The organism is Thauera sp. ZXT1-4 (genome assembly GCF_052598215.2).
Genome location: NZ_JBQWSN020000005.1, coordinates 135,526 through 159,437 on the forward strand (window position 1 = coordinate 135,526; position 23,912 = coordinate 159,437).

A 23,912-nucleotide genomic window follows, 5' to 3' on the forward strand; every position below is an offset into this window, starting at 1 on the left:
GGCTTCAATGACCGAGGTCGGTCGGCGATGTCGGCCACAGGGGTGGGCCATCGCCGATGCCGGCCGTTGACGTCAGTTGCGGCGCAGCAGCATCCAGGCGGCGAAGATCACGGTCGCGGTGAAACTGAGCAGCGACCAGTTTGCGATGGACAGGCCGAGGAAGGTCCACTCGATCGCCGTGCAGTCGCCCGCACCGCGGAAGATCATCGGCAGCGCCTGTGCAAGCGGAAAGCTCTCGAGCATGAACTCCAGCCCTGGCCCGCATTCGGGGATCAGGGGCGGATCGATCTGCATCCAGCTCTGGCGCGCCGCGATTCCGCCCCCCACCAGCGCAGACACTCCGATCAATCCTGCATAGACGCGCACCCCGCGCCGCCCGGGTCCGTGGACGGCTGCGATCAGGGCAACGAGCGCTGCGAGTGCGAAAGCATAACGCTGCATGACGCACATCGGGCAGGGCTCCAGGCCCACGACGTGCTGCAGATAGAGGCCAAAACCGAGAAGGCCGCTGGCGACATGGAACAGCGCCAGATAGAGCACCCGTGCGGGCAGCTCGAAGAATTGTCGAAGCAGGGTCATCTTGATTCAGGTTCCGTAACAGGCGCCCATTGTAAGCGGGGTGTCGCATCCGTGTGGCCAAGGGATGGCCTCGGTCGGCATGTCCATGGTCGTGACGCCGCCAGCGTGCGGCGGCAGCGTAGGCAGGCATGTGATTCCGCAGCAACCGGATCGTTCGTGGGCTGTGGCCGCCACGTGGCGCCCGCGTTAGACGACCCGCTGGGCAAACGGAGCTCAGTCGCCGAGGGCCGCCTGCAGCATGTCCAGAAATGCGCGGGTCTTGGCGGGCATCAGCCTGCGTCCGGGGAACACGGCCCATGCAGTGATCGAGGGCAGGCGCCAGTCCGGCATCACGCGCTGCAGTTCGCCGCGGCGCAAGTACGGGGTCGCGAAATAATCAGGCACTGCCGCGATGCCGGCGCCTGCGCGCGCGAAGCGGATCAGCAACTCGGGCGCATTGGCGGTGATCGAGCCGGGGGGCGTGCCCTCCCATCGCTCGCTCCCCCGCAGCAAGGTCCAGCCGATGGGTTCCCCAGTGCGCCCGAGCAGGCGCAGTGCGCGGTGATGCTGCAGGTCCTCCGGTGCGTTCGGCTCGCCATGCTCGGCGACATAGGTGGGCGAGGCATACAGCCCCCACGGGAACACGGCCAGTCTGCGGGCGGCCAGCAGCGCGTCGTCGGGCAAGGTCCCCAGGCGTATGGCGACATCGAAGCCTTCGCCGAGCAGGTCCACCCGGCGCGGTGACAGGTCGAGCTCAAGCGTGACTGCAGGGTGCAGGGCTGAGAATGCGGCCAGCATGTCCGTCAGCAGGAGATTGGCGAAATCGTTGGGCATCGATACCCGCAAGCGACCGCTGGGTCGTGCCTGCCGGCTCTCGGCCAGGTTGCCCACGGCCTCCACCTCGGCATCGACCTGCCGCGCGTGTTCGAGCAGGGCAGTGCCAAACTCGGTGATGCTGAGCCGGCGGGTCGTGCGCAGCAACAGACGTTCGCCCAGCCGCTCTTCCAGTTGCGACAGTCTGCGCGAAACGGTCGATTTCGGTAGCCCGAGTCGTTCGGCGGCCGCCGTGAAGCTGCCTTCGTCGACGACACGGGCAAAGATCAGCAGATCATTCGGGTCTATTTGTTCCATTATCCGAACAATGAAGTCTATTTTGATGGGTTAATTCACTTTCAAGTTCGTAATACAGTGTGCAACATCCAGTTCAAAATGACGAGGACCCCAACATGAAGATCCTGCAAATCAACGGCAGCGCCCGCACCGCCGGCGCCAATTCCACCCGCCTCGCCGACGAGATCGTTTCGCGTCTGACTGCGAAGAACCCCGCTGCCGAGCTCGTTGTACGCGATCTCGCGCGCAAGCCTGCTCCGGTGGTCGACGAGGCTGCGCTGGGTGCGCTCTTTACGCCGGCCGAGCAGCGCACGCCGGAACAGGCGGCGCGTGTGGCTGAAAGTGATGCCCTCATCGCCGAGGTTCAGGGCGCGGACGTGATCGTAATCGGGGTGCCGATGTACAACTTCGCCATCTCGACCCAACTCAAGAGCTGGATCGATGCCATCGCCCGCGTCGGCGTCACCTTCCGCTATACCGAGAACGGCCCGGAGGGCCTGCTCAAGGGCAAGAAGGTGATCGCCGCGTGCGCGCGCGGTGGCCGCTATCGTGGCACGCCCACGGACACGCAGACCCCGTACCTGCAGACGGTGCTTGGCTTCGTCGGTCTGAGTGAGCTTCGCTTTGTCTATGCCGAGGGCCTGAACATGGGCGACGAGGCAGCACGGCAAGGTTTCGCGGAGGCCGAGGCGGACATCGACGCCGCGCTCGCCTGAGCGTCTTGACCGGCTTGCCGCGGCTGCAGGATACGAGGGCGGGCCCACCCGCCCCGCACCCCCGACCCCAAGGAGAACGCAGATGAGTACCCCGACCCTTTCCTCCGCGCGCATTCCCTGCGCAAGCGTGGCGCGTTCGCGCAGCGTGGAGCGCCTGGTAACGGGCCGCCCGACCTCGGACGGCGCCGGCGTCAAGCTGACCCGGGTGCTCAGCCAGTCCCTGCAGCGCCGGCTCGACCCCTTCCTCATGCTCGATGCGTTTGGGAGCGACAACGCCGACGACTACATCGCCGGTTTTCCCGACCATCCGCACCGTGGTTTCGAGACCGTCACCTACATGATTGCTGGCCGCATGAAGCATCGTGACAGTGCAGGGCACGAAGGCCTGCTCGAGAACGGTGGCGTGCAATGGATGACGGCCGGGCGCGGGGTGATCCATTCGGAGATCCCACAGCAGCAGGAGGGTGTGATGGAGGGTTTCCAGCTCTGGCTCAACCTGCCTGCCCGGGACAAGATGAGCGTGCCATGGTATCGCGACTTCGCTGCGGGCGAGCTGCCTCGCTTCACCACCGAGGCGGGCGTCGAGGCGACCGTAATCGCTGGAGAGAGCCATGGCGTCACGGGTGCGGTGACCCGCGCCGTGACGGCGCCGCTCTACCTCGACCTGAACCTGCCGGCCGGTAGCCGCTTCATGCAGCCTATTCCCGCAGCGCACAATGCATTTCTATATGTCTACCGCGGGGCATTGAAGGTCGGCGAAGAATCGGTGCGGGCAGGCAACATGGCCATCCTCGCCAATGAAGACGCCAGCGACGGGGTGTGCCTTGAGGCCGCAGGCGACGCGCGTGCGCTCCTCATCTCCGGGCGCCCGCTCGGCGAGCCCATTGCCCAGTACGGCCCCTTCGTGATGAACACCGAGCAGGAGATCTACCAGGCGATCGCCGACTACCGAGCAGGCCGTCTCGCAGCCTGAGCCTGCGCGCTGCGTGGGGCTACAGGGAAGCCAGTTCGTGGAGCTCGCGGTGCAGCAGGGCGTCGTCGCCGAGGTTGAGCTCGATCAGCCTGCGCAGGCGGGTGATGCTGTCGAGGTCGATCATCGTGCAGGTGAGCCCGGCATCCCGTCCGCGGCAATGTGCGACCGTGGCTTCCATGCGCAGCCTGGATTCGCCATCGTCAAGGCGCAACTCGAGTGCGCACGCAAGCCCGGACGCCAGCGGTGGGCTGCCCGCAGGGAGCCGGATATGCGCTCCCTTGAGCGACAGGTCGACGACCTCGCAGGGCAGCTCGCCGCCCTCGAACGTCAGGGTCGCGCCGTGGCTGAAGTGAATGCGTGAGAAGTGCCGCTTTTCCGGGGAGTGCATCGCAGTGACCTTTTGATCGAGTTCAGGGCGGCCCCGCAGGCCTCTTCAGGATTCTGGGCGCTTGCCCGGAGGTGCGCAACAGGCTCTGGGGCAAAGGCGTGAATCCTTCACGGTAGGGCTGCCGGGTGTGGGCGATACAATGACCGCTTGTCCATCTCGAGGAAGCGGGTCGCATGCACGATCACTCGGCCAGAAGCGATCGCAGGCTGGATCGCCGGATACCGCTCGGTTGCCGCGCGACCATCCATCCCCCCAACGGCGTTGCCGTGTCCGGCGTGTGTGTCGAGCTGAGCGTCGGCGGGATGACGCTGCACACCGCCTACGTGCCGCGGGCGCAGGAAACCCTGCGCGTCACCGTGGATTCGCCAACCGGTGCGACACCACTCGTCGCGGAACTCGAGGTCAAGCGCTGTCATGCGCTCGGCAACGGGCTGTACGAGTTGGGCGGAGCGATTGTGCAAGTGCTGTCGTAGCGCCGGTGGCGCGGGGTCAGCCTGCGAGCGTCTTCAAGGCTTCGACCTGCGACCGGATCGGTCCGGGTACGGGCACCTCGCCAGCCAGCATCGCCCGCACCAGGGCCGCATTCTCGGGCACGGATGGAGCATCCGGCAGGCCGGTGAGCGGCGGGGCTCCGCCATCTTCGCCGGCGACGCCGATCGAAGCCTCACCCTCCACATAGACCTTCATCTCCGGGCAGCGCCGCGGATTCGCGTAGATCTCGCCCTCGGTCCCGCGCATCAGCATCGCGCGCCCACCGTCAATGCGCAGGAAAGCGTCCATGCGTTCCAGATATTCGGGGTGCGTAACCGCCACCACGCGCACGCTGCGCCCGCGGCAGGGATCGATGAGCTTGGCCATGGTATGGCCGCTGGCGCGCACGCCCATACGCGTGCGCAGGGCGAGCAGCGGGTCGAGCCCCGGGAGCAGCTTGTCCACACCGATGCACGCGATGCGCCGCTGCGCGAGCTGTGCCGAGGCCTGCGCCGCGTCGGCTGCGGGCTGCAGCTCAAGTGCTTCGAGCAGCTCGAACGGACTCACCCGCGTCTCGAAATCGTGGCGTCCCTGGATCAGTACTGGCACGCCCTCGCGCGCCAGCAGCATCGCCACCAGCGGCATCAGGTTCGCCTGCCGGCGCGCGCCGTTGTAGGTTGGCAGCACCACGCAGCGCGGCCCGGCGGGTACTTCCACCTGTGCTGTGCGCGCGTCCATGGCCTGCTTGAAGCCCAGCAGCTCGGGCAGCGTCTCGCTCTTGATGCGGAAGGCGAGCAGGATCGCACCCAACTCCAGTTCGGGCACCTTGCCGTCCAGGATGTCGCCGAAAAGCGCCGCAGCGGCGGCCGTGTCGAGATCGCGAGCGCCCTTGGCGCCTCGACCGATTTCCTTGATGATTGCGCCGTAGTTCATGGCGCAGATTATGGCGGGCTTCCTGCGTGGCGACCAGTCGGGCGGTGCATGGCCGTCGCTGCGCGGTGCTCGCGGGCCCGTCGGGAATGGCCAGGCTTGGCTCAACGCTGGAGGATCATCACCCAATGGATGTCGGATTCATCGGACTCGGTCTCATGGGCCGGCCCATGGCCCTCAACCTTATCCAGGCCGGTCATCGCGTGCAGGTCTGGAGCCGGCGGCGGGCGTCCGTGCAGCCGCTGCTCGACGCCGGCGCAGGCGACTGCGCCAGCGCTGCCGAAGTGGCGCGCCGTGCCCCGATCACGATCAGCATGGTGGCCGACGCGCCGGACGTCGAGCAGGTCACGCTCGGCCCCGACGGTGTGGCGGAGGGGGCGGGCAAGGGGCACATCCATATCGACATGAGCACCATCGCCCCTGCAGCCGCACAGTCCATCGCCGCGCGCCTGGCTGTGCGCGGGGTGATCGCACTCGATGCACCCGTGTCGGGCGGCGAACCCGGGGCGATTGCGGGCACGCTCACCATCATGGTCGGCGGCGACGAGGCCGCCTGCGCGCAGGTGCGGCCGCTGTTCGAGGCCATGGGCGGGTCGATCACCCGCATCGGTGAAGCCGGCGCCGGTCAGGTCGCCAAGGCCTGCAACCAGATCCTCACCGGCGTCGGTGTGGCTGCGGTGGCTGAAGGCCTCGTGTTCGCGCACAAGAGCGGTGTCGATGGCGCCGCCGTGCGCGAGGCGCTGCTCGGCGGCCTGGCCTGGTCGCGTGTCCTCGAGAACCACGGTCGGCGCATGCTTGCGCGTAACTTCACCCCCGGCTTCAAGGCCTGGATGCACCAGAAGGACATGCGCATCGTCCTGGACGAAGCCCACCGCCTGGGGCTGGCGTTGCCGGCCGCCGCGGCCACCGCGCAGCTCTTCAATGCCATGGCCGGCAGCGGCCTGGGCGAGGATGATTCGGTCGCCATGCTCAAGCTCCTCGAGCGCATGAGCGGATGTGTCGGCGAATGACCGGGGTAGGAGGAAAGCCTATGAAGATCGGATTCATCGGCCTGGGCGTGATGGGCGAACCGATGGTGCGCCACCTGCACGCAGCTGGCCACGCGGTGGCGATCTGGGCACGTCGCCCGGAGTCTGCCGCGGCGCTCGTCGCCGAGGGCATGCAGTTGAGGGCCACGCCGGCCGAGCTCGCAGCACGCAGCGAGGTGGTCATTACCGTGGTCACCGCCAGCGCCGACGTCGAAGCGCTCGCCTTCGGTTCGGGCGGGCTGGCCGAGGGCTTCGCGCCAGGCAGCATCCATGTGGACATGAGCACCATTGCCCCGGCTACGGCACGTTCGCTCGCCGCACGCTACGCCGAGCGCGGCGTCGGCTGGGTCGATGCGCCGGTATCCGGCGGCGGGCAGGGTGCGCGCGATGCGACGCTGGCGATCATGGCCGGTACGGACGAGGAGACGCTTGACCGCGTGCGTCCGCTGCTCGAAGTGCTCGGCCAGCGCATCGTCCATATCGGCCCGCCCGGCGCCGGCCAGGTCGCGAAGGCCTGCAACCAGATGATCCTCGTGTCCATCCTCCAGGCCTGTGCCGAGGCCATGCACCTTGCCGCAGCGCACGGCGTGGATCTGGCCGCCGTGCGCCAGGCGCTGCTGGGCGGTTCGGCGGCTTCACGCGTGCTGGAGACCATGGGTGCGAAGATGGTCGCGCGCGACTTCTCCGCTGGCGTGGCCGCGCGCCTGCACCACAAGGATTTCGCCATCCTGATGGACGAAGCCGCCCGCCTTGGCGTGCCCTTGCCGGTGGCTGGCCAGGCCTGGCAGCAGCTCAACGCGCTGATGCATGCAGGGTGGGGGAACGACGACACTTCGAGCCTGCTGCGGGTGCTGGAGCGTTAGGCCGCTCGCGGGAAAGCCTGCCCCGCGGTGGGTGCGTGCCCGATTTCTGCAGGTTTCCCCGCGCTGCTTTGCCGATGTCTTAGCTGCGCGGCTTGCCGTACCACTTGAAACGTTCGAGCACTTCGGCCATCTCCGTCTCGGACAGCAGCACCGGCGGGCCGAGCTGCAGGCTGCGCCAGTACTGTTCGCACAGGGTCTCGAACTCGATCGCCAGCGCCAGCGCGTGGACGAGGTCGCGGCCGTAGACGACCATGCCGTGGTTGGCGAGCAGGCAGGCGTTGCGGTCCTGCAGTGCGGCGGCGGTGGCGTCCGACAGCGCCTGGGTGCCGAAGGTGGCATAGTCGGCGCAGCGCACGGTGCTGCCGCCGAAGCGCGCGATCATGTAGTGGAAGGGCGGGATCTCGCGGCGCTGGCAGGCGAGCGCGGTTGCGAAGGGCGCGTGCGCGTGCAGCACCGCACCGGCTGCGGGGTGGGCGGCGTAGATATCGTGGTGCAGCTTCCATTCCGACGACGGGGCGAGCGGGCCAGCGTAGCTGCCGTCGGCCTCGACCACCACCATGTCCTGCGGCTGGCTGCGCTCGGCAGGCCTGCCGCTGGGGGTGATCAGCATGCGCGGCGCGCCTGCCGGGCTGCATGCCGCAGACCCCAGTCGCACGCTGGCGTTGCCCGAGGTGCCGACGTTCAGGCGCGCCTCGCCCATCGCGCGCAGGGTTGCCAGCAGCTCCGCGCGCAGCGGGTCGTCGGGTTGCCAGCCGCCTTCTTCGTGGATGCAGATGCCCGGGGTGTCGCTCATGCCTTTTGCTCCGGATAAAGCCGCACCAGCTCACTTGCGGGTGCGATGCCGCGTTCGGTGATGATGCCGCGGATCAGCGCCGCCGGCGTGACGTCGAAGGCCGGGTTCGCAGCAAGTGTCTGGGCTGGCGCCAGGCGCACGTCGGTGATGCGACCTTCGGCATCGGTACCGCGCATGAGGCAGACCTCGTCGGCGCCGCGGTCCTCGATCGGGATGGCGGCGCCGTGCGGGCATGCGAAGTCCAGGGTGGAGTGCGGCGCGGCGATGTAAAAGGGCACGCCGGCCGCCTGCGCGGCGAGCGCCTTGAGGTAGGTGCCGACCTTGTTCGCGGCGTCGCCGTTGGCGGCGATGCGGTCGGCGCCGGTGATGACCAGGTCGACCGCGCCCCGCATCAGCAGCAGGCCCGCCGCGTTGTCGGCGATCAGGGTGTGGGGGACACCGGCGGCGCGCAGCTCCCACTCGGTGAGCAGGCCCTGGTTGCGCGGGCGGGTTTCGCTGACGAAGACCTCCACCGGGATGCCCGCGGCCTGCGCAGCGTAGATCGGCGCAAGTGCGGTGCCGGCGCCGCAGGTGGCGAGCCAGCCTGCGTTGCAGTGGGTCATCAGCCGCACCGGTCCGGCGCGGCGGGCGGCGATGTCGCGCATCAGCGCCAGGCCGTGTTGGCCAATTGCATCACAGGTCTTGGCGTCGTCGGCGCGGATGGCCTCGGCTTCGTCCCAAGCGGCTTGCAGGCGTGCGGCTGCGGGCAGGGTGGAGAGCCTGGCGTTCATGCGGTCCAGCGCCCAGTGCAGGTTCACCGCGGTGGGGCGGGTCGCGCCGAGTACCGCGAGAGCGTGAGTCAGCGCCTCATCGTTGCTGCCGCCCTCCATCAGCGCGAGCGACACGCCGTAGGCGGCGGTGGCGCCGATCAGCGGTGCGCCGCGTACCTGCATGCTGCGGATGGCGTGGGCGGCGTCGTTCAGCGTGCGCAGCACCACGGTTTCGGTGCGGAAGGGCAGCACGGTCTGGTCGAGGATGCGGACGGTGTCGCCGTCGCGCTGCAGGGTGGGGAGGGGTTGCGTGAACATCGGTTCGTCTCTAAAAGGTGGCGGTCGTTCAGGCGCTCCATTCGCGGGCTCCTGCGGCAGCAGGCGCACCCGCGAACTTCAAGCGTTCAAACCTTGCACAGCCGCTCGCAGGCTGCGGCGAGCGTGCGCTCGTTCTTGGCGAAGCAGAAGCGGATCACGCGCTCGTCGCGGCCGTCCGCGAAGAAGGCGGATACCGGAATCGCTGCCACGCCCACATTGCGCGTCAGATGCTCGCAGAAGGTCGCGTCCCCCATGTCCGAGATTGTCTCGTAGCGGGCGAGTTGGAAGTAGGTGCCCCGCGAGGGGAGCAGTTCGAAGCGTGAGCCGGCGAGCGCTGCGCGGAAGAAATCACGCTTGGCCTGGTAGAAGCCGGCGAGGCCGAGGTGGCGTGAGGCGTCGGCCATGTAGTCGGTGAGCGCGAGTTGCACCGGCGTGTTCACCGTGAACACGTTGAACTGATGCACCTTGCGGAATTCCGCCATCAGTTCGCGCGGCGCAAGCAGGTAGCCCACCTTCCAGCCGGTGATGTGATAGGTCTTCCCGAAGCTCGATACCACGAAGCTGCGCGCCGCGAGTTCTTCATGCGCGGCGCAGCTCGCGTGTGTGGCGCCGTCGAAAACGATGTGCTCATACACCTCGTCCGCGACCACCACGATGCCGGTGTTGCGGGTGAGCGCGGCGAGCTGATCGAGGTCGTCCCGCGACCACACCGTGGCAGTGGGGTTGTGCGGGGTGTTGATCATGATCATGCGTGTGCGCGGCGTGATCGCTGCCGCCACCGCAGCCCAGTCGGGTCGGTAATCGGGCGCGGCCAGGCGCAAGCGCACCACCCGCCCCCCGGCCAGCTCGATCGCCGGTACGTAGGCGTCGTACACCGGTTCGAACACGATCACCTCGTCTCCCGGGCGCACGCAGGCGGTCACCGCGGTGAACAGCGCCTGCGTGGCGCCAGCGGTCACGGTGATCTCATGCTCGACGTCGTAGCGCGCGCCGTACAGCGCCTCGACCTTGGCGGCGATCGCCTCGCGCAGCGGCAGGCAGCCCGCCATGGGCGCGTACTGGTTGTGTCCTGCGCGCATCCAGTGAGCAACGCGCTCGAACAGCAGGTCTTCGGCGTTGAAGTCGGGGAAACCCTGCGAGAGGTTGATCGCACCGCATTCCTGGGCGAGGCGCGACATCACCGTAAAGATGGTCGTGCCCACGTTCGGCAGGCGGGATTCGATGGGGGCGGGGAAGCTCGGCATGGCGGCAGTGGTCGAGGTGGGAGGGCGCATTGTCGCAAACCCGGCGGATGACGGGGAGCCGGGGCGCTGCATGCTAGAATCCGCCAGTTTCCGACTGCCGCTGGCGCCACCGTTCCCGCCTCTCCTATCGTGCGCAATCTGCTCATCATCGCTCTGGTCTTCATCGGCATCTGGTGGGCGCGTGGTGCGCTGCGCCGCTTCAAGGACCAGCAGACGATCCGGCGCAAGACAGGCGGCAAGCCCGTCGCAGCCGAGCGCATGCGCGAGTGCGCGCATTGCGGGCTGATCGTGCCCGAATCCGAGGGCGTGCGGGGCGAGGACGATTTCTTCTGCAGCGAGGCACACCGCCGTGCCGGCCGCCGCACAGAATGAAGCCCGTCGTGCGGTGATGCCGGAGGCGGATCGCGGGCGGCGTCTGTCGCTGCGTTATCTGAACCTCTTTCGCCTGATCCTGGCCGGCCTTTTCCTGGTCGCTGGACGCGAACTCGGGCTTGGCGCCGAGAGCCCGCGCATCTACTACCTCACCGCCTCCGGTTACCTCCTGGCCGTGCTTGCGCTGGGCTTTCCGGATGCGCAGCGCAGGCTCGGCTTCGATCGCACGGTGGCGCTGCAGGTGGTGATCGACATGCTGGCCCTGGCGCTGATCATGTGGGTCAGTGGCGGCTACCGCAGCGGCATGCCGGCGCTGATGATGGTCATGCTCGCGGGCGCGGGCCTGATCGTGCAGGGGCGCATGGTGCTGTTCGCTGCGGCGATCGCCACCATCGCCGTGCTGATCGAGAACACCTGGCGCTATGTCGGCGGCCTGCAGCCGGTCGATTCGCTCCAGGTCGGGATCTTCTGCGCGGGCTTCTTCGCCATCGCGCTCGTCGCCCGCCTGCTTGCGCTGCGCGCCAGCACCAATGCCACGCTGGCTGCCGAGCGCGGGCTGGCGCTCGCCAAGCAGCAGGCGGTCAGTGAACACATCATCCGCGACATGCAGGATGGCGTGATCGTGGTCGATGCCCGCGGGCGAATCCTGCATGCCAATCCGCAGGCGGCGAACATGCTGGGTATGGCGCACATGCGCTGCGAGGGCCTGGAGGGTCTGGCGCTCCCCGATCTGGATGCCGCCTTCGCGCCCATGCTGCAGGCACCGGTCAGCGAGGAGGGACGACTGATCCGGGTCGGGCCGGCGGGCCGCCTGCTGCGCTGTCGCGCGGTGCCGGGTGATGCCGGAAGCGCCGCGCAAGGCGATACGCTGCTCTACCTTACCGACTTCGAGGACATACAGCGCCGGCTGCAGCAGATCAAGCTGGCAGCACTCGGCCGGCTCACTGCGAGCATGGCGCACGAGATCCGCAACCCGCTCTCGGCCGTCACTCAGGCGGCCGAACTGCTGCGCGACGAGAAGCGCGCCGAAATGCAGGCCCGCCTTGCGCGCATCATCAACGACAACGCGCAGCGCATCGAACGCATGATCCGCGACGTGCTGGCGCTCGGCCGGCGCGAGCAGGCCATGCCCGAGGCGCTGCCTCTGGCCGATTTCGTGCGTGAGGTGATCGAGGCGCGGGTGTTCCGCGATGCGAACGAGGAGGGGCTGTACGCGGTGGATATCGACCCGGCGCTGACGCTCGCCATCGACCGCGCGCACCTGCACCAGATCCTCGACAATCTGCTCGCCAATGCTGCACGCTACTGTTCGCGGACGCCGGGCGCTGTGCAACTGCATGCGGAGGCGGAGCCGGGCGATCGTGTGGCGCTGCACGTGCGGGACGATGGCCCCGGCTTCGACGAAGATACCCGCACGCACCTGTTCGAACCTTTCTTCACCACCCACCCCAAGGGGACCGGCCTGGGGCTCTACATCGCCCGCGAGCTCGCAGAGGCCAACGACGCGGAGCTCGAGCTGTCGACCGCCGGTCCGGGGGCCGACTTCACGCTCCGGGCGCACCAGACACCATGACAATCGCCGACCGCCGCTCCCGTCCGCAATCCGTCGATGTGCTCGTCGTGGACGACGAGGACGACATTCGCGAACTGCTCGAGCTCTCGCTCATGCGCATGGGCCTGGCCTGCGACACTGCCGGCTCGGTCAGCGAGGCGCGCGAGTGCCTCGCTGACCGCCGCTATCGGCTGTGCCTCACCGACATGCGCCTGCCCGATGGCGACGGTCTCGAGCTCGTCGAGCACATCCAGAGCGCACAGCCCGGCCTGCCCGTTGCCGTCATCACCGCATTCGGTAGCATCGAGACCGCCATCCGTGCGCTCAAGCTCGGTGCCTTCGATTTCGTCACCAAGCCGGTCGAGCTCAAGGCCTTGCGCGAACTCGTCCACAACGCCCTGCGTCAGGCCGACGAGCCCGCCACGCCGCCGGCGGGAGGACGGGCGCTGATCGGCCACTCGCCGGCCTTCCTGCAACTGCGCGCCCAGGCCGAGAAGCTCGCGCGCAACCAGGCGCCGGTGTTCATCCACGGCGAATCGGGTACCGGCAAGGAGGTCATCGCGCGCTACATCCACAGCCTCGGCGCGCGGGCCACCCGGCCCTTCGTCCCGGTGAACTGCGGTGCCATCTCGCCCGAACTGATGGAAAGCGAATTCTTCGGCCACCGCAAGGGCAGCTTCACCGGCGCCGCCGCGGACAAGGAGGGGCTCTTTCAGGCCGCCAATGGCGGCACGCTGTTCCTGGACGAGATCGGTGAATTGCCGCTGGCCATGCAGGTCAAGCTGCTGCGGGCCATCCAGGAGCGCGCAGTGCGACCCGTCGGCGCCCACGCCGAGGAGGCGGTGGATGTGCGCATCCTCTCCGCCTCGCACCAGGACCTGGGGCGGCTGGTCGCCGAGGGACGCTTCCGTCAGGACCTCTTCTTCCGCATCAACGTGATCACCCTGCGCGTACCGCCCCTGCGCGAGCGTCGTGAAGACATCGCCGAGCTCGCCATGCACATCCTCGAACGCCTCGCGGCGCGCGAGGGCGGCACGCCGCGGCGGCTCGCCTCCGACGCCCTGCAGGCGCTGCAAGGCTACGCCTTCCCCGGCAACGTACGCGAGCTGGAGAACCTCCTCGAACGCGCCTGCGCGCTGTGCGACCGCGACGAGATCGGCGCCGCCGACATCGAGCTCCATCCCGACCAGACGAGCTCGGCCTGGCTCACCGACTCCGGGTTCGGGATGCCTGCGTACCATGACGAACCGCCGGAGTTCGATGATCCGCAGGCGGCCTCCGTCGATGAGGCTGAACGCCTGCGCATCATTCGTGCCCTCGAGCAGACGCGCTGGAACCGCTCCGCGGCCGCGCGCAACCTCGGCATGACCCTGCGCCAGCTGCGCTACCGCCTGCAGAAGTGGGGGATGGAGTAGCGCGCGGACCTGTTTTTACAATGTTGATTGCATTTTTGTCTGGCCTGGCGAAAGGGGTTTGAATAGAATTTCGTCATGAACCCGGTCATCCTTCACCACGGCGCCCGCAACGGCGTTACCGGCTCGTGCCACCAGCTCTTCATCGAGGGCGAAAACAGCCTGCTCATCGACTGCGGCCTGTTTCAGGGCACCGAAACCGCGCCCGACGGCAAGGCGGGTGCCGACCGGCTCGAGATTGACTTTCCGGTGCAGGGGATCGGGGCGCTCGTGCTCACGCATGTGCACATCGACCACTGTGGCCGCCTTCCCTGGCTGCTTGCGGCGGGCTTCAAGGGACCGATCTTCTGCAGCGAGCCCTCCGCGCGGCTGTTGCCCACGGTACTGGCAGACGCCTTTCAGGTTGGCGTGAGTCGAGACGCCCGGCTTGTCGAGCGCTATCTCGGCCTGGTCGAGCCGCGCCTCCGGCCGCTGCCCTACGGCAAGTGGCAGACGCTGTACCGCAGTGCGGGGGCCACCTGCCGCATCCGGCTCAAGCGTGCGGGGCACATCCTTGGTTCGGCCTATGTCGAGTGCGAGCTATCGGGCGCTGCCTGGCCGGACAAGCGCCGTATCGTCTTCTCCGGCGATCTGGGGGCGCCGCATGCGCCGCTGCTGACGGCGCCGCGCCCGCCCTGGCAGGCCGACGTACTCGTGCTCGAGTCCACCTACGGCGACCGCAGCCACGAGGATCGCCGCAACCGGCGCAAGCGCCTGCAGACCGTGGTGGAGCATGCGCTGGAGGATGGCGGCACGGTCATCATCCCGGCCTTCAGCATCGGCCGCACGCAGGAACTGCTGTACGAGTTCGAGGACATCCTGCACCGCGAGCGCCAGCGCCCCGGCCGGCACGCAGAAAAGTGGGGCGCGCTGCGGATCTTTCTCGATTCGCCGCTCGCGCAGCGCTTCACCGCGCTGTACCGCGAGTTGCAGCCCTTCTGGGACGCCGAGGCGCGTGCCCGCGTGCGATCGGGCCGTCAGCCGCTGGGCTTCGATCAACTCGTCGCCATCGACACGCATGACGCCCACCTTGCCAACGTTCAGCGCCTGGCGCGCAATCGCGCGCCGGCCATCGTCATCGCGGCAAGCGGCATGTGCGCCGGGGGCAGGGTGGTCAACTACCTCAGGGCCATGTTGGGCGATCCGCGCCACGATGTGCTTTTTGTCGGCTATCAGGCGCGCGGTACGCCCGGTCACGCGATTCAGACCTACGGCCCGCGCGGAGGTTACGTGGACCTCGACGGTGAGCGCATCGACATCCGCGCCCGCATCCACACCTTGTCAGGCTATTCCGCCCACGCCGACCGCGACGATCTGACCCGTTTCGTCACCCGCATGCGCCACCTGCCGGACGAGGTGCGGCTGGTGCATGGCGAGGACGACGTGCGTGCCGCGCTGGCGCGGCATCTCGTCGCGGCCACTGGCGGCAAGGTCAGGGTGGTGTTGTGAGCAGCGCTTCGGGGGCTTGCCGCGTCACCCCCTTTCTGCCGCGCGGCGCTTGCGGCTGCGGACGTTGCGTCACTGCTGCAGGCGGCGCAGGTACTCGCGGGTGAACATGCGTTCGGGCAGATCGCGCACGTTCATGTTCTCGTAGGTCAGCACCGACACCTCGCCCGGCTTGAGTGCGTCTTCCATCACCAGCCGGGTGGGGCGAACCTGGCCGGCCATCTCGCGGAAGTCCTCGTAGCGCGCGGTCTTCAGCAAGCGGCCCGAGAGCGCGTAGAACTCCGCTTTCAGCGGCCGGCTGTCGGCTGCGGCGATCCAGTACTTCACGCGCGCATAGGTCACCGAGCGGTCCACCGCCGCCAGATCCAGCACCAGCGCATCCGTGCCCTCCAGCGCCTCGCGCCCGGAGAGGCTCGGTCGGTAGTCGCCGGCGAAGTTCGCGCGCGCCAGGTCGCCATTGGCCACCTGCCCGGTCAGGCGCTGCGCGAGTGACAGGCGCACCGGCTGCGAGACGCTGGGCATGAACACCCACAGGTCGCGCCCGCGCATCAGCAGTGCCTGGCCGCGCTCGCTGGCGGGCTCCAGCGTCAGCACGATGGTGTTCTCGTTGCCACGCGACAGCACGCGGAAGGTGCGCGCGTCCTTCTCGACGCCGTCGCTGAGATTGCGTACCACGATCTCGGTCTGGAAGCTCTCGCGCGGAAAACGGATCGCGTCCGCGCGTTGCACGAGCCCGGCGGCCTCGTCATCGTTCGCCGGTGCGGCCGGTGCGGCGTCGTCGGCAGCCATCAGCGCGCCGGGCACACACAGGCCGGCTGCCAGGGTGGCGAGGAATCTGCGGCGGAATCGTAAGCTTTGCGTCATGAGTGCTATCCTCTTAGCGTTTGCATTCATTCTCGGTCCTTGCGATGGCAATCGTCCAGATCGAACACGTCAGCAAGCGTTTCCTCCTTGGCGAGCAGCTCGTGCTGGCGCTGGACGACGTCTCGCTGTCGATCGAAGAGGGGGTGTTTCTCGCCATCGCGGGCCCCTCCGGCAGCGGCAAGTCCACTCTGCTCAACATCATAGGCTGTATCGATACCGCCGATGAGGGGCGCGTCGTCATCGACGGTCACGACGTGTCCGACCGCACGCCCGACCAACTCGCGGACCTGCGCGCCAGGACCATCGGCTTCATCTTCCAGACCTTCAACCTGCTCCCGGTGCTCTCGGCCGAGGAGAACGTCGAGTACCCGCTGTTGCAGTTTCCCGAGCTCTCGAAGAAGGAGCGTGCCGAGCGCGTGCGCCGCTATCTCGACGTGGTCGGTCTGGAAAAATACGCCCACCATCGCCCCAACCAGCTCTCCGGTGGCCAGCGCCAGCGCGTTGCGATCGCCCGCGCACTGGCCACGCACTCGAAGATCGTGCTCGCCGACGAGCCAACGGCCAACCTCGACAGCAAGACCGGAACCGAGATCCTCAAGCTGATGCGCGACATCAATCGCAGCGCCGGCACCACCTTCGTTTTTTCCACCCACGACCGCAAGGTCATGAGCATGGCCGACCGCCTGGTACGCATCGGCGACGGCAGGATCACCGCGCTCGGCATGAAGAACGCCCAGCACTGGACCTTCGTCCCGAACGGCAGCCAGCGTGTACAGGAACCACCTCAAGCCCAGGAAGAATGAGCAATGCCCGGATTCACACAGCACGCGCGGCGTACGCTTGCCGCCCTGACCCTCGCAGCCCTCGCCTCAGGTATGCCCGCAATGGCCGCCGAGGAGGCCGGAGTGGAGCCGGCGCTGGATGCAGAGCTCGACGCCGAGCTTGACGCCTTGCTCGACGTCGGCTCGCCATCCGAGCCGGGAGGCTCCGGCCTTCGCTGGAGCGGCTATGCAGACCTGAGTGCGGCCTTTACGCTGCCCGCGCCCGATCACTGGTCGCATCTGCGCGCGCGTGCCGAGGTGACCGGCAGTGGCGAGCTTGCCCCGCGCGTGCGCTGGAAGCTCACTGCGCGCGCCGAGGCCGATGGCGCTTTCGACCTGGAGGACGGGCGCTACCCGGCCGCGGTACGCCGTGACCAGCGCCGCGATTTCCTGCTGCGCGAGGCGTACGTGGACGTCGGCCACGGCGACTGGGAGTTCCGCTTCGGGCGCCAGCAGATCATCTGGGGGGAGATGGTCGGCTTCTTCTTTGCCGACGTGGTGTCGGCGCGCGACCTGCGCGACTTCCTGCTGCCCGAGTTCGAGAGCATGCGCATCGCGCAATGGGCGGTGCGTGCAGAGTACTTCGGCGGCGACACGCACTTCGAGATGCTCTGGGTGCCCAAGCCGTCCTATGACGAGATCGGCAAGCCCGGCGGTGACTTCTACGCCTTTCCCTGGATTCCGGCGGGTACGGCCGTCGATGAGCGCAAGCCTGACAACGACGACCTTGGCGATGGCAACTGGGGCCTGCGCGTCTCGCACCTGGTCGACGGCTGGGATCTGTCCGCCTTCTATTACCGCAGCCACGATATCTCGCCCACCGTCGAAGCGCTCCAGCCCGGGCTGGCGTCGATGCGCCACGACCGGCTGCATCAGGTGGGCGGCACCTTCAGCAAGGATCTGGGGCGCTTTGTGCTCAAGGGCGAGGCGGTCCATACTCGCGGCCGCAGCCTCAATACCTTCACGCCCGCAGCCGTGCCCGGTGGGGTTGCCGTCGGGCTAGCCCCTACCGACATGGTTGACTATGCCCTTGGTGTGGATGTGCCAGCGGGCGACTGGCGCTTCAACGCACAGTACTACGGGCGTTGGCTCGACAACCACCACCCCGCGATGGCGAGTGACCGTAGCGAAACAGGGCTGACCTTCCAGGCCGTGCGCAGCTTTGGCAGCGACGTGGAAGTCGAGATGCTCGCGGTCACCAGCCTCAACCGCAGCGACTACATGCTGCGCCCCAAGCTCACCTGGAAGTTCGCGCCGGCCTGGCGCATGGTGACGGGCCTGGATGTGTTCGGCGGTGACGATGCGGGGCTGTTTGGCAGCTACGACCGCAGCGACCGCGCCTACGTCGAACTGCGTCACTGGTTCTGAGCGTCGAGCCGGCCAGCGTCCCGGCGCCAACGCGGGGAGGGGCAGGCGCGGGTATTCAGCCGGCGGACTGCAGATCCTGGAGCAGTTGCTGCACGTCGTTGCTCGTCGGCAGCAGCCGCGCTGCGCGACGGCTGCGGCGATCCTCCGTCTGTTCGCGGCGGGCCACGGCGTCCTCGAACTCGTTCTGCGACAGATGCAGCAGCACGGCTGCCGCGCCCACGCGCGGGCAGATCAGGCGCGGTCCCGCGAGGCGGTAGCCGAAAATGCGCTGGTAGAAGGGTGCATGACGTGGGTGGACCTCGATGAACACGTCGCTCATGCGCTCGGTCAGCCTGGCAAGCGCATACAGCGCCTGCAGCAATCCGGCGAGTGCGTCCTGCGAGCCGAGCTCGGGATCGATCGCGAGTTGTGTAATTTCGCACACTCGCCCGCCTTTCGCCCGGACCGCATCGATCTCCTTGCGGTATAAAGTATCGGCAAGCAATCCGCTGCCGTGGTCCAGGCGCACGGTCAGGGTCGCAACCGCGCGTTGATCCTTCAATGCCACGATGGTCAGGTCGCGCCGGTCGAGTTCGACCGTGGTGCCGTAGGGGAAGAGTCCGCGCGCCGAGTACATGCGCTCGATCAGTCTTGCCGTCTCGCGCTTCAGCGGGTCATTCCCGTTCGCGATGCGGATGATGTAGCCCTTGCGCTCGAAGCTGAAGGCATGCAGGGGCAGTGCCGTCCAGGTGAAGTCCTTCGCGATGGGCCTGTGCGGTCCATTTCGCTTGTCGGGTGACGCGCCTGCGGCGTGCAGCAGATCGGCCGCCATGGGGGCACACTGGGCGTGTGCCGTGCCGAGGTTGGTGTGCATCGATTGTGCCCGGTGTGGTTTGCGGTGCGGCAGCTTCGGGTGTGTCCACGATCGGGCTGCGCGCTTGCCATCCATTGTCTTGCAACAAACATTCCTCAAGCTAGCGCAGCGCCTGCACCTAGTGTAAGCGATTGTGTGCGATTGTTCCTGGATCTGCATGCGCCTGCGCCGGTACGCTGAATCGTTGAAACGCGTTTTCCCGCGTCCTGGCGTGCGCAGGGCGCTGTCATCGGGTACGCTCAGCGTCGAATAATTGAATCGATCGTCGTATCATTCCCAATTCATGGAACTCTGAAGGGGTGTTGTCATGGTCATCAGCGCTCGAGGCATGTGGTCGAGGATTGTTCGTGTCGTGATGCTCGTCGGGGCGGCGGGTGCGCTCGCCGGGTGCGCCTCGTCCTTCCCGCCGGCGCCGTCCGCTGCAGCGGACGAGGAATACAACTACGTCGTAGGTTCGGGCGATACGCTCAACATCGTCGTATGGCGCAACCCAGAGCTGTCGATGTCGGTGCCGGTGCGCCCCGACGGCAAGATCACCACCCCACTGGTCGAAGACCTCGTCGCGCAGGGCAAGGACACCACCACGCTGGCGCGCGACATCGAAAAGGAACTCTCCAAGTTCATCCGCGAGCCGGTGGTCACCGTCATCGCCACCGGATTCTCCGGCCCCTACAGCGAGCAGATCCGCGTCGTCGGCGAGGCCGCGCAGCCGCGCATCCTCCCCTACACGCAGAAGATGACGCTGCTCGACGTCATGATCGCGGTCGGCGGGCTCACCCAGTTCGCGGACGGAAACAGCGCGAGCATCCTGCGCACCGGTGAGGGTAACAAGCAGTACAGCGTGCGCATCAAGGATCTGATCAAGCGCGGCGATGTCTCGGCCAACGTCGAGATGCGTCCGGGCGACGTCCTGATCATCCCGCAGAGCTGGTTCTGATCCAGTCCCGCTTCCGACTCAACCCCCGTGCAGGACCCACGCTGCGACCGCGGCGGGGTTCGGCGCGAACCACGTGAAGTCGATTCATGGAAGAACTCGTATCGCAGATCACCGGCTACCTGCGCGGCATGTGGCGTTACCGCTGGTGGGGCCTGGCGCTGGCGTGGATCGTCGGCATCGTTGCCGGGGTCGTCATCTACAAGATGCCGGACAAGTACGAGTCGAGTGCTCGGGTGTTCGTAGACACGCAGTCGGTGCTTCGCCCGCTGATGGCCGGGCTGGCGGTGCAGCCCAATGTCGACCAGCAGATCGCCATGCTGAGCCGCACTCTGATCAGCCGCCCCAACGTCGAGAAGCTCATCACCATGGCCGACCTCGACCTCGGCATCCACTCGACCGAAGAGCGCGAGGCGCTGATCACCCGCCTGTCCAAGGATCTCCGCATCGGCTCGGCCGACCGCACCAACCTCTTCACCCTGTCCTATGCCGACACGCGCCCCGACCAGGCGCAGCGTGTGGTGCAGTCGCTGCTGTCGCTGTTCGTCGAGTCCGGCCTGGGCAGCAAGCGCCAGGACGCGGACGCCGCCCGCCGCTTCATCGAGGAGCAGATCCGCAGCTACGAGCAGAAGCTCACCGAGGCGGAGAACCGCGTCAAGGAGTTCCGTCTGCGCAACATGGGGGTGCTGGGCGATGGCGCGGCAGATTACGTCTCGCAGATTGGTGCCCTCAATGCGCAACTTCAGGCGGCTCAGCTCGAACTGCGCGAAGCCGAGAATGCCCGCGACTCCCTGCAGCGCCAGCTCGTCGGTGAGGAGCCGGTGCTGCTGCCGCAGACACCCTCGGCGTCCGCGGTGTCCATCCCCGAGATCGACGGCCGCATCGACACCCTCAAGCGCAATCTGGACGAGCTTCTGCTGCGCTACACCGACCAGCACCCCGACGTGCTCGGCACCCGCCGCCTCATCGAAGATCTCGACGCGCAGAAGCTCAAGCAGGTCGAGGCCATGCAGGCAGGTGGTGGCAGCCAGTTCGGTGCGCTCGACTCGAACCCGGTCTATCAGCAGATGAAGCTCGCGTTCGCCCAGGCCGAGTCGCGCGTTGCCGCGCTGCGGGCGCGCGTCTCGGAGTTCCAGAGCCGGCTCTCTCAACTCGGCGAGCGGGCGCGGATGGTGCCCGAGGTGGAGGCCGAACTTGCCCAGCTCAACCGCGACTACGCGGTCCACAAGAGCAACTACGATGCCCTCGTGGAGCGCCGTGAATCCGCCAACATCGCCGTCGAGATGAACACCCAGACCGGGGTGGCCGACTTCCGCGTCATCGACCCGCCCACGCTGCCCACCGCGCCCTCCGCGCCCAACCGCATCCTGCTCATCCCGCTTGCCGGTCTGGCAGGCCTGGCCGCGGGTTTCGCGCTTACTTTCCTGATCAGCCAGCTTCGTCCCGCATTCAGCGACCCGCGCATGCTGCGCGAGGTCACCGGCCTGCCGGTGCTGGGCATGGTGTCCATGCTGCCCACCCCCGAGCGCATTTCGGCGCGGCGGCGCGGCCTGTTTGCGTTCGGTTTGGGGCTGGTTGCGTACACGGGGGCGTTTGCCGCCGCAGTCGTCGCCTTGCGGCTGATTCAGGGTTGAACGGAACAACACGATGAGTCTTATCGAAAGAGCCGCACAGCGGCTTGACCAACTCAAGCAGGCCTCTGCCGAGCCCTCCGACGAAGCGCTGCAGCAGGCGGTCGCCCGGGCCGCAGAGCCGGCGGCGGCAAAGGCCGCTCCCGTGCCGGAGCCCGCGCCCGTGTCGGAGGCTCCGTCGCAAGCTGCGGCGGCCGCCCAGCCTGCGCATGCCTCGCGCGGCGTGTACATCGATCTCGCGATGCTCGAAGCCAAGGGCATGGTCACGCCCGACCGCCCGCGCTCGGCCATTGCAGAGGAGTACCGCGTCATCAAGCGGCCGCTGCTGCGCAACGCCACCGACACCAGCGAAGCGCGCATCGAGAACGCCAACCTGATCATGATCACCAGCGCCATGCCGGGTGAGGGCAAGACCTTCAGCGCGATCAACCTGGCGGTCAGCATGGCCATGGAGCTCGACTACACCGTGCTGCTGGTCGATGCCGATGTTTCGCGGCCCTCGGTGTTCCGCCAGCTTGGCCTGCCGCCGGAGCGCGGCCTGATGGACGTGCTCGCGGGTGACGCCACCGATCTCGGCGATGTGCTGTTGCGCACGAACATCGAGAAGCTCTCCATCCTGCCGGCGGGCATGCCGCATGCGCGCGCGACCGAACTGCTCGCTTCCGAGAACATGAACCGCCTGCTCAAGCAGATGGCGACCCGCTACTCCGACCGCATCATCATTTTCGACTCGCCCCCGCTTCTGGTCACGACCGAGTCGCGCGTGCTCGCCACCCACATGGGGCAGGTGGTCGTCGTCGTCGAAGCCGAGCGCACCACGCACGCGTCCATCAAGCAGGCCCTGGCGACCATCGAGAGCTGCCCGATCAAGCTCATGATGCTCAACAAGGCACGCAGGCAGAGCCACGGCTCGTACTACGGATATGGATACGGATATGGCTATGGCGAAACGGCCCGTGAAAACGCAGCCTGAACCTCGTACGCTGTGCCTTTCCCTGCTCGGCGCCGCCCTGCTGGCGCTTGGCATGGCGGGGCACGCGCAGGCGCAGACGGTGCGGATCCAGCCATCGCTCGACAACCGGCTGACCTGGACCGACAACGTCGATACGAGCGCGACCAACAAACAGAAGGACTGGATCGCCGAGATCTCACCCGGTCTGTCCATCAGTCGCGAATCCGGCCGCTTCAGTGGTGGTCTCGACATGCGTCTGCGCAACCTCGCGCATGCGGAACGCACGGAGGACAACACCACCTACCTCGCGCTGCAGGGGCGCGGCACGTTCGAAGCCATCGAGGACGCCTTTTTCGTCGACCTTGCTGCCTCCATCAGCCGCGATAACCGTTCCGCCTTCAGCGGCCGCTTCGGTGGCGACACGCTCGACACCGACGAGAACAACGAGACCCGCCTGTTTTCGATCGCGCCGCGCTTCGCCTTCCGCTTCGGCGCCAGCGGGGAGGGCCGGATCGGCTATCAGCAGCGCTGGCTCACGGGCGGTGACAGTACCCTGGGCGATCAGCGCAGCGGCACCTGGCAAGCGAGCGTCACAGATCCGGTCGCGCTTCGGCTCTTCGGTTGGGGGCTGGAGTACGTGCGGACCGACACCCGCTACGATGAAGGCTCCAACCGTGACGTCGAGCAGGAGGTCGGTCGGGCCACCCTGTTCGTGAACATCGACCCGCAGTTCCGCGTGCGCGCCATCGGCGGGTACGAGTCCAACGACTACGCCACGGTCAGTGGCGAGCGTGGCGCCATCTGGGGGGCCGGCTTCGACTGGTACCCCAACGAGCGCACGGCGATCTCCGTTACCGGCGAGGACCGTATCTTCGGCACGGGGTACGACGTCAGCCTGCAACATCGCATGGCACGCTCGGCGCTCACGCTCACCGCGCGGCGCGACATCTCCTCCTCGCTGCAGGATCTCGCCGGCGGCTACGCCATCGACCCCCTGTTCCAGGCCATCTACCAGATCCTCGGCGCCATCGACCCCACGCTCAGCGACCTCGAGCGCGAGCGGATCGCGCTGGACGAGTATCGCGCGCGCGGCGGGCAGGGCATCCGCTCCAATGCCTACTTCCTGGAGCGGGCGTTCGGGGCGGGGTATTCGATCAGCGGTGTGCGCAACACCGTCTCGATCTCGCTTCAGCAAAGCGAGCGCCAGCGCCTGAGCACGCTGTCCGGCTTCGTCCTCAACGATGATCTGGCCGACTACGACAAGATCCGCACGCGCTCGGCGTCCCTGTCCTTCAACCACCAGTTGTCCGGGCTGGCGACGCTCTCGGCGGGCTACCTGCGTTCGCGCTCGGAAGGCGAAGGCGTGACCGACGACACCACCACGCGCTCGTCCTACACCCTGGGCCTCACCCGACGCCTTGGCGCCCAGGCCAATGGCGGCGTCACCTACTCGCACATCAAGTCCGAGGGGCGCGACGCCTACACCGAGAACGCAGTCACCGCCACCTTCGGCATGCGGTTCTGAGT

Annotated in this window: 24 protein-coding genes; 15 read left to right on the plus strand and 9 right to left on the minus strand. The window is 67.5% G+C overall.

Annotated features, from left to right (window positions below; all coding sequences use genetic code 11):
* Positions 1-72 precede the first annotated feature (72 nt).
* Positions 73-579: a disulfide bond formation protein B gene (locus tag ACUH78_RS06395; RefSeq protein WP_445332994.1), complete on the minus strand. Its 507-nt coding sequence runs from the start codon at positions 577-579 to the stop codon at positions 73-75.
* A gap of 213 nt (positions 580-792) precedes the next feature.
* Positions 793-1,689: a LysR family transcriptional regulator gene (locus ACUH78_RS06400; protein WP_418363615.1), complete on the minus strand. Its 897-nt coding sequence runs from the start codon at positions 1,687-1,689 to the stop codon at positions 793-795.
* Between the two features lie 95 nt (positions 1,690-1,784).
* On the opposite strand from ACUH78_RS06400, the gene ACUH78_RS06405 reads away from it, so the two are divergent.
* Together ACUH78_RS06405 and ACUH78_RS06410 are read left to right on the plus strand one after the other, a co-directional pair.
* The gene (locus ACUH78_RS06405) at positions 1,785-2,384 is read left to right on the plus strand and encodes an FMN-dependent NADH-azoreductase (RefSeq protein WP_418363614.1); all 600 of its coding nucleotides are present in this window, start codon (positions 1,785-1,787) and stop codon (positions 2,382-2,384) included.
* A gap of 82 nt (positions 2,385-2,466) precedes the next feature.
* A complete protein-coding gene (locus tag ACUH78_RS06410; RefSeq protein ID WP_418363613.1) occupies positions 2,467-3,357 on the plus strand; it encodes a pirin family protein in 891 nt (296 codons plus the stop codon).
* 19 nt (positions 3,358-3,376) lie between these two features.
* Here ACUH78_RS06410 and ACUH78_RS06415 read toward each other — a convergent pair whose 3' ends face one another.
* The gene (locus ACUH78_RS06415; protein ID WP_418363612.1) at positions 3,377-3,745 is read right to left on the minus strand and encodes a PilZ domain-containing protein; all 369 of its coding nucleotides are present in this window, start codon (positions 3,743-3,745) and stop codon (positions 3,377-3,379) included.
* A gap of 173 nt (positions 3,746-3,918) precedes the next feature.
* Here ACUH78_RS06415 and ACUH78_RS06420 point away from each other — a divergent pair, with 173 nt between their 5' ends.
* Positions 3,919-4,218, plus strand: coding sequence for a PilZ domain-containing protein (locus ACUH78_RS06420; protein WP_418363611.1), 300 nt, complete (start codon positions 3,919-3,921; stop codon positions 4,216-4,218).
* Between the two features lie 16 nt (positions 4,219-4,234).
* Here the strand turns inward: ACUH78_RS06420 and ybiB are convergent, their stop codons facing one another.
* Positions 4,235-5,149: a DNA-binding protein YbiB gene (ybiB, locus tag ACUH78_RS06425; RefSeq protein ID WP_435749622.1), complete on the minus strand. Its 915-nt coding sequence runs from the start codon at positions 5,147-5,149 to the stop codon at positions 4,235-4,237.
* A 125-nt stretch (positions 5,150-5,274) separates the two neighbouring features.
* Between ybiB and ACUH78_RS06430 the strand changes: the two genes are divergently transcribed.
* A complete protein-coding gene (locus ACUH78_RS06430; protein ID WP_435749621.1) occupies positions 5,275-6,156 on the plus strand; it encodes an NAD(P)-dependent oxidoreductase in 882 nt (293 codons plus the stop codon).
* A gap of 20 nt (positions 6,157-6,176) precedes the next feature.
* Positions 6,177-7,037, plus strand: coding sequence for an NAD(P)-dependent oxidoreductase (locus ACUH78_RS06435; protein WP_435749620.1), 861 nt, complete (start codon positions 6,177-6,179; stop codon positions 7,035-7,037).
* A gap of 79 nt (positions 7,038-7,116) precedes the next feature.
* On the opposite strand, the gene ACUH78_RS06440 is transcribed toward ACUH78_RS06435, so the two are convergent.
* The 3 genes from ACUH78_RS06440 to ACUH78_RS06450 all read right to left on the minus strand — a co-directional run bounded on the left by ACUH78_RS06440 (position 7,117) and on the right by ACUH78_RS06450 (position 10,141).
* A complete protein-coding gene (locus tag ACUH78_RS06440) occupies positions 7,117-7,830 on the minus strand; it encodes a class II aldolase/adducin family protein (protein ID WP_418363607.1) in 714 nt (237 codons plus the stop codon).
* Entirely contained in the window at positions 7,827-8,897 is a 1,071-nt protein-coding gene (gene mtnA, locus ACUH78_RS06445; RefSeq protein ID WP_418363606.1) for an S-methyl-5-thioribose-1-phosphate isomerase, read from the minus strand. The genes ACUH78_RS06440 and mtnA overlap by 4 nt, the downstream gene beginning before the upstream one ends.
* Positions 8,898-8,983: 86 nt before the next feature.
* Positions 8,984-10,141, minus strand: a complete 1,158-nt coding sequence (locus ACUH78_RS06450; protein WP_445333031.1) for a pyridoxal phosphate-dependent aminotransferase — start codon at positions 10,139-10,141, stop codon at positions 8,984-8,986.
* 129 nt (positions 10,142-10,270) lie between these two features.
* Between ACUH78_RS06450 and ACUH78_RS06455 the strand changes: the two genes are divergently transcribed.
* The 4 genes from ACUH78_RS06455 (at position 10,271) to ACUH78_RS06470 (ending at position 14,965) form a co-directional block, all read left to right on the plus strand.
* Positions 10,271-10,513, plus strand: a complete 243-nt coding sequence (locus ACUH78_RS06455) for a PP0621 family protein (protein ID WP_418363605.1) — start codon at positions 10,271-10,273, stop codon at positions 10,511-10,513.
* Between the two features lie 16 nt (positions 10,514-10,529).
* Complete coding sequence (locus ACUH78_RS06460) at positions 10,530-12,086, plus strand: sensor histidine kinase (RefSeq protein WP_418363781.1); 1,557 nt, start codon at positions 10,530-10,532, stop codon at positions 12,084-12,086.
* The gene (locus ACUH78_RS06465) at positions 12,083-13,480 is read left to right on the plus strand and encodes a sigma-54-dependent transcriptional regulator (protein ID WP_435749618.1); all 1,398 of its coding nucleotides are present in this window, start codon (positions 12,083-12,085) and stop codon (positions 13,478-13,480) included. Before ACUH78_RS06460 ends, ACUH78_RS06465 begins: the two co-directional genes overlap by 4 nt.
* A gap of 75 nt (positions 13,481-13,555) precedes the next feature.
* Complete coding sequence (locus ACUH78_RS06470) at positions 13,556-14,965, plus strand: MBL fold metallo-hydrolase RNA specificity domain-containing protein (protein ID WP_435749617.1); 1,410 nt, start codon at positions 13,556-13,558, stop codon at positions 14,963-14,965.
* A 69-nt stretch (positions 14,966-15,034) separates the two neighbouring features.
* Here the strand turns inward: ACUH78_RS06470 and ACUH78_RS06475 are convergent, their stop codons facing one another.
* Positions 15,035-15,826, minus strand: coding sequence for an outer membrane lipoprotein-sorting protein (locus tag ACUH78_RS06475; protein WP_418363602.1), 792 nt, complete (start codon positions 15,824-15,826; stop codon positions 15,035-15,037).
* A gap of 44 nt (positions 15,827-15,870) precedes the next feature.
* Between ACUH78_RS06475 and ACUH78_RS06480 the strand changes: the two genes are divergently transcribed.
* Positions 15,871-16,629, plus strand: coding sequence for an ABC transporter ATP-binding protein (locus ACUH78_RS06480; protein WP_418363601.1), 759 nt, complete (start codon positions 15,871-15,873; stop codon positions 16,627-16,629).
* A 3-nt stretch (positions 16,630-16,632) separates the two neighbouring features.
* A complete protein-coding gene (locus ACUH78_RS06485; RefSeq protein WP_445332993.1) occupies positions 16,633-18,015 on the plus strand; it encodes a DUF1302 family protein in 1,383 nt (460 codons plus the stop codon).
* A 55-nt stretch (positions 18,016-18,070) separates the two neighbouring features.
* Here ACUH78_RS06485 and ACUH78_RS06490 read toward each other — a convergent pair whose 3' ends face one another.
* Positions 18,071-18,868 carry an N-acyl amino acid synthase FeeM domain-containing protein gene (locus ACUH78_RS06490; protein WP_445332992.1) on the minus strand — a complete coding sequence of 266 codons (798 nt, stop codon included), beginning with the start codon at positions 18,866-18,868 and terminating at the stop codon, positions 18,071-18,073.
* A 355-nt stretch (positions 18,869-19,223) separates the two neighbouring features.
* On the opposite strand from ACUH78_RS06490, the gene ACUH78_RS06495 reads away from it, so the two are divergent.
* The 4 genes from ACUH78_RS06495 (at position 19,224) to ACUH78_RS06510 (ending at position 23,910) form a co-directional block, all read left to right on the plus strand.
* Positions 19,224-19,805, plus strand: coding sequence for an XrtA/PEP-CTERM system exopolysaccharide export protein (locus ACUH78_RS06495; protein ID WP_418363780.1), 582 nt, complete (start codon positions 19,224-19,226; stop codon positions 19,803-19,805).
* A gap of 86 nt (positions 19,806-19,891) precedes the next feature.
* A complete protein-coding gene (locus ACUH78_RS06500) occupies positions 19,892-21,436 on the plus strand; it encodes an XrtA system polysaccharide chain length determinant (RefSeq protein WP_418363598.1) in 1,545 nt (514 codons plus the stop codon).
* 13 nt (positions 21,437-21,449) lie between these two features.
* Entirely contained in the window at positions 21,450-22,406 is a 957-nt protein-coding gene (locus ACUH78_RS06505; protein WP_418363597.1) for an XrtA-associated tyrosine autokinase, read from the plus strand.
* Complete coding sequence (locus ACUH78_RS06510) at positions 22,390-23,910, plus strand: TIGR03016 family PEP-CTERM system-associated outer membrane protein (protein WP_445332991.1); 1,521 nt, start codon at positions 22,390-22,392, stop codon at positions 23,908-23,910. Before ACUH78_RS06505 ends, ACUH78_RS06510 begins: the two co-directional genes overlap by 17 nt.
* Positions 23,911-23,912: the final 2 nt, after the last annotated feature.